At 52.9% G+C, this 5,885-nt stretch carries 2 tRNA genes and 3 rRNA genes; all 5 read left to right on the plus strand.

Features of this window, described 5'->3' with window-relative positions:
• Nucleotides 1-473: 473 nt before the first annotated feature.
• The 5 genes from MOY_RS16390 to rrf all read left to right on the plus strand — a co-directional run bounded on the left by MOY_RS16390 (nt 474) and on the right by rrf (nt 5,764).
• Nucleotides 474-2,006, plus strand: a 16S ribosomal RNA gene (locus tag MOY_RS16390).
• Between the two features lie 85 nt (nt 2,007-2,091).
• A tRNA-Ile gene (locus tag MOY_RS16395) sits at nt 2,092-2,168 on the plus strand.
• Between the two features lie 112 nt (nt 2,169-2,280).
• Nucleotides 2,281-2,356, plus strand: a tRNA-Ala gene (locus MOY_RS16400).
• A 266-nt stretch (nt 2,357-2,622) separates the two neighbouring features.
• A 23S ribosomal RNA gene (locus MOY_RS16405) occupies nt 2,623-5,514 on the plus strand.
• 134 nt (nt 5,515-5,648) lie between these two features.
• A 5S ribosomal RNA gene (gene rrf, locus MOY_RS16410) occupies nt 5,649-5,764 on the plus strand.
• Together the 16S, 23S and 5S rRNA genes with 2 tRNA genes alongside form the textbook arrangement of a ribosomal RNA operon.
• Nucleotides 5,765-5,885 lie beyond the last annotated feature (121 nt).

Here is a 5,885-nt window from a genome sequence, read left to right on the forward strand (position 1 = left end):
GAGCGTATTGAAACTTTCTTCWSCTTATTTTCTAAAAGCCCTTGCCAAGACGGCRGCGAATCCGTAAAGTACGCATCCGCTGCCGGGGACGCCAAGCGTTACCAGCGGTGAATGAAGGTGAAAACCTTCGGTTTGTCAGTAGGTTAGAGCGGTTGTATGGCTCGCCTCGTTCGCTGAATCCAGTCATTGAAAATAGCGGTTGACAACCACCAGGAAATGCGTAGAATACGCCTTCCTCGCTGAGGCAAGCCAATTCAACGGCAAGCCAGTTATTAGCGAAACGCTCTTTAACAATTTGATCAGGTAATTCATGTGGGCGCTTGCCGATGAGGGTGATAAATCACCAAATATCAAGGCAAGCGGTCATGAAAACGTAAGTTTGAATGAATTCGTTTGAACCTTGAGCCAAGTTTGATGCGCTTTTGTTGCTTTCGGCTAGTCCTTAAGCAACGAGTAAGCATCACAATGATTTTAAACTGAAGAGTTTGATCATGGCTCAGATTGAACGCTGGCGGCAGGCCTAACACATGCAAGTCGAGCGGTAACAGATCTAGCTTGCTAGATGCTGACGAGCGGCGGACGGGTGAGTAATGCATAGGAATCTGCCCGATAGTGGGGGATAACCTGGGGAAACCCAGGCTAATACCGCATACGTCCTACGGGAGAAAGGGGGCTCCGGCTCCCGCTATTGGATGAGCCTATGTCGGATTAGCTAGTTGGTGAGGTAATGGCTCACCAAGGCAACGATCCGTAGCTGGTCTGAGAGGATGATCAGCCACATCGGGACTGAGACACGGCCCGAACTCCTACGGGAGGCAGCAGTGGGGAATATTGGACAATGGGCGAAAGCCTGATCCAGCCATGCCGCGTGTGTGAAGAAGGCCCTCGGGTTGTAAAGCACTTTCAGCGAGGAAGAACGCCTAGGGGTTAATACCCCCTAGGAAAGACATCACTCGCAGAAGAAGCACCGGCTAACTCCGTGCCAGCAGCCGCGGTAATACGGAGGGTGCAAGCGTTAATCGGAATTACTGGGCGTAAAGCGCGCGTAGGTGGCTTGATAAGCCGGTTGTGAAAGCCCCGGGCTCAACCTGGGAACGGCATCCGGAACTGTCAAGCTAGAGTGCAGGAGAGGAAGGTAGAATTCCCGGTGTAGCGGTGAAATGCGTAGAGATCGGGAGGAATACCAGTGGCGAAGGCGGCCTTCTGGACTGACACTGACACTGAGGTGCGAAAGCGTGGGTAGCAAACAGGATTAGATACCCTGGTAGTCCACGCCGTAAACGATGTCGACCAGCCGTTGGGTGCCTAGCGCACTTTGTGGCGAAGTTAACGCGATAAGTCGACCGCCTGGGGAGTACGGCCGCAAGGTTAAAACTCAAATGAATTGACGGGGGCCCGCACAAGCGGTGGAGCATGTGGTTTAATTCGATGCAACGCGAAGAACCTTACCTACTCTTGACATCCTGCGAACTTGTGAGAGATCACTTGGTGCCTTCGGGAACGCAGAGACAGGTGCTGCATGGCTGTCGTCAGCTCGTGTTGTGAAATGTTGGGTTAAGTCCCGTAACGAGCGCAACCCTTGTCCTTATTTGCCAGCACGTAATGGTGGGAACTCTAAGGAGACTGCCGGTGACAAACCGGAGGAAGGTGGGGACGACGTCAAGTCATCATGGCCCTTACGAGTAGGGCTACACACGTGCTACAATGGCCGGTACAAAGGGTTGCCAACTCGCGAGAGTGCGCTAATCCCGAAAAGCCGGTCTCAGTCCGGATCGGAGTCTGCAACTCGACTCCGTGAAGTCGGAATCGCTAGTAATCGTGAATCAGAATGTCACGGTGAATACGTTCCCGGGCCTTGTACACACCGCCCGTCACACCATGGGAGTGGACTGCACCAGAAGTGGTTAGCCTAACGCAAGAGGGCGATCACCACGGTGTGGTTCATGACTGGGGTGAAGTCGTAACAAGGTAGCCGTAGGGGAACCTGCGGCTGGATCACCTCCTTAAACGATGCATCATCCTCGCGGTAAGCGCTCACAATGAATTACCTGATCAGATATAGAGCAAACGGTTTAAGCACGATCCCCTCTTGGGTCTGTAGCTCAGTTGGTTAGAGCGCACCCCTGATAAGGGTGAGGTCGGCAGTTCAAGTCTGCCCAGACCCACCAAATTCCTGCGATACTGCGTTAAAATGCTCCTCGTATAGCAGGCTATACGTCGTCGCATTTTGCCTTGTTTCACAGAAATTAATGGCAAGAGGTAAGGTCAGCAAAAAACAATGGGGCCATAGCTCAGCTGGGAGAGCGCCTGCCTTGCACGCAGGAGGTCAGCGGTTCGATCCCGCTTGGCTCCACCATTACGTACTGTGTTGTACATATTGTTTTATCGTACCTTAACGACCGTTTGTGAATGTTTCGTGACCATTGATAAGTCACTGTGTTTTAACACGTTGTTTTAACATACTGCTTTATCACTGTTCATTGAACAGCTGCTCTTTAACAATGTATATCATGCTGACATAAACGCTTCGTAGAAGTGTTTATACGTAATTGTTTTGTGATACGTCTCAAGCGTATCCGGCAATCGTTATTATTGCGAAATCCAGACTCCTTCGGGTTATAGGGTCAAGCAATTAAGCGCACACGGTGGATGCCTAGGCAGCCAGAGGCGATGAAAGACGTGGTAGCCTGCGATAAGGCTCGGCGAGGTGGCAAACAACCTTTGACCCGGGCATTTCTGAATGGGGAAACCCACTCATCATAAGATGAGTATCTTACGCTGAATATATAGGCGTAAGAGGCGAACCAGGGGAACTGAAACATCTAAGTACCCTGAGGAAAAGAAATCAACCGAGATTCCCCTAGTAGCGGCGAGCGAACGGGGACCAGCCCTTAAGCATGTGACTGATTAGACGAACGCGCTGGGAAGCGCGGCCGTAGCGGGTGATAGCCCCGTAGTCGAAAATCTGATCATGTGAAATCGAGTAGGTCGGGGCACGAGAAACCTTGACTGAAGACGGGGGGACCATCCTCCAAGGCTAAATACTCCTGGCTGACCGATAGTGAACCAGTACCGTGAGGGAAAGGCGAAAAGAACCCCGGAGAGGGGAGTGAAATAGATCCTGAAACCGTGTGCGTACAAGCAGTAGGAGCAGACTTGTTCTGTGACTGCGTACCTTTTGTATAATGGGTCAGCGACTTATATTCAGTGGCGAGGTTAACCGTTTAGGGGAGCCGTAGGGAAACCGAGTCTTAACTGGGCGACACAGTCGCTGGATATAGACCCGAAACCGAGCGATCTATCCATGAGCAGGGTGAAGGTTGAGTAACATCAACTGGAGGCCCGAACCAGGATCTGTTGAAAAAGATTTGGATGACTTGTGGATCGGAGTGAAAGGCTAATCAAGCTCGGAGATAGCTGGTTCTCCTCGAAAGCTATTTAGGTAGCGCCTCACGTATTACCGCCGGGGGTAGAGCACTGTTTCGGCTAGGGGGTCATCCCGACTTACCAACCCGAGGCAAACTCCGAATACCGGTGAGTATGAGCGTGGGAGACACACGGCGGGTGCTAACGTCCGTCGTGAAAAGGGAAACAACCCAGACCGTCAGCTAAGGTCCCCAAATCCTGGTTAAGTGGGAAACGATGTGGGAAGGCTCAGACAGCTAGGAGGTTGGCTTAGAAGCAGCCATCCTTTAAAGAAAGCGTAATAGCTCACTAGTCGAGTCGGCCTGCGCGGAAGATGTAACGGGGCTAAACCAGGTACCGAAGCTACGGGTGCATTCTTAGGAATGCGCGGTAGAGGAGCGTCGTGTAAGCCGATGAAGGTGAATTGAGAAGTTCGCTGGAGGTATCACGAGTGCGAATGCTGACATGAGTAACGATAAAGGGAGTGAAAAACTCCCTCGCCGGAAGACCAAGGGTTTCTGTTCGACGCTAATCGGAGCAGAGTGAGTCGGCCCCTAAGGCGAGGCCGAAAGGCGTAGTCGATGGGAAACGGGTCAATATTCCCGTACCGGACATGATTGCGATGGGGGGACGGAGAAGGCTAGGTGAGCCAGGCGTTGGTTGTCCTGGTGAAAGTGAGTAGGCCGAGGTGCTAGGAAAATCCGGCACCTTAAAGCCGAGACACGAGATGAACTGACCACGGTCAGGAAGTCACTGATGCCACGCTTCCAGGAAAAGCCTCTAAGCTTCAGATCATGTGCGACCGTACCCCAAACCGACACAGGTGGTCAGGGTGAGAATCCCAAGGCGCTTGAGAGAACTCGGGTGAAGGAACTAGGCAAAATGGTGCCGTAACTTCGGGAGAAGGCACGCCGGCGTAGGGTGATGAGACTTGCTCTCTAAGCCCGAACCGGTCGAAGATACCAGGTGGCTGCAACTGTTTAGTAAAAACACAGCACTCTGCTAACTCGTAAGAGGACGTATAGGGTGTGACGCCTGCCCGGTGCCGGAAGGTTAAATGATGGTGTTAGGCTTCGGCCGAAGCTCTTGATTGAAGCCCCGGTAAACGGCGGCCGTAACTATAACGGTCCTAAGGTAGCGAAATTCCTTGTCGGGTAAGTTCCGACCTGCACGAATGGCGTAATGATGGCCACGCTGTCTCCACCCGAGACTCAGTGAAATTGAAATCGCCGTGAAGATGCGGTGTACCCGCGGCTAGACGGAAAGACCCCGTGAACCTTTACTATAGCTTCACACTGGACGCTGATGTTGCCTGTGTAGGATAGCTGGGAGGCTTTGAAACCCGGACGCCAGTTCGGGTGGAGCCAACCTTGAAATACCAGCCTGGCATCATTGGCGTTCTCACTCAGGTCCGTTATCCGGATCGAGGACAGTGTGTGGTGGGTAGTTTGACTGGGGCGGTCTCCTCCCAAAGAGTAACGGAGGAGCACGAAGGTACCCTCAGCACGGTCGGACATCGTGCAGTGAGTGCAAGAGCATAAGGGTGCTTGACTGCGAGACAGACACGTCGAGCAGGTGCGAAAGCAGGTTCTAGTGATCCGGTGGTTCTGTATGGAAGGGCCATCGCTCAACGGATAAAAGGTACTCCGGGGATAACAGGCTGATACCGCCCAAGAGTTCACATCGACGGCGGTGTTTGGCACCTCGATGTCGGCTCATCACATCCTGGGGCTGAAGTCGGTCCCAAGGGTATGGCTGTTCGCCATTTAAAGTGGTACGCGAGCTGGGTTTAGAACGTCGTGAGACAGTTCGGTCCCTATCTGCCGTGGGCGTTGGATGTTTGAGAAGAGCTGCTCCTAGTACGAGAGGACCGGAGTGGACGACCCTCTGGTGTTCCGGTTGTCACGCCAGTGGCATTGCCGGGTAGCTATGGTCGGACAGGATAACCGCTGAAAGCATCTAAGCGGGAAGCCCCCTTCAAGATGAGACATCCCCGAGGACTTGATCCTCCTAAAGGGCCCAGCGAGACCAGCTGGTTGATAGGCACGGTGTGGAAGCGCTGCAAGGCGTTGAGCTAACGTGTACTAATGGCCCGTGAGGCTTGACCCTATAACACCCAAGGGGTCTGGTCGTAGTAGTAACGAGAACCGGATACGCAGCAGCAAGCCAAGGCGCTTGCTGACAAGAGACGATCACAAAACACGTCATCGACGACATCAGCATGATGTACATTAAAAGTTACGCCTGACGACCATAGCGAGCGTGAACCACCTGATCCCTTGCCGAACTCAGCAGTGAAACCGCTTAGCGCCGATGGTAGTGTGGGGTCTCCCCATGCGAGAGTAGGTCATCGTCAGGCACTTATTAAGAAAAATCCCCCAGGGCTGATGCCTTGGGGGATTTTTTTATGCGTGAGGGGTAARTGGTGAGGCGTAAGGGAGGCATCGGGAGTAGGAAATGCCACACCTCATACTAACGTG

Origin of the sequence: Halomonas sp. GFAJ-1, assembly GCF_000236625.2 — a bacterium.
Taxonomy (GTDB): domain Bacteria; phylum Pseudomonadota; class Gammaproteobacteria; order Pseudomonadales; family Halomonadaceae; genus Vreelandella.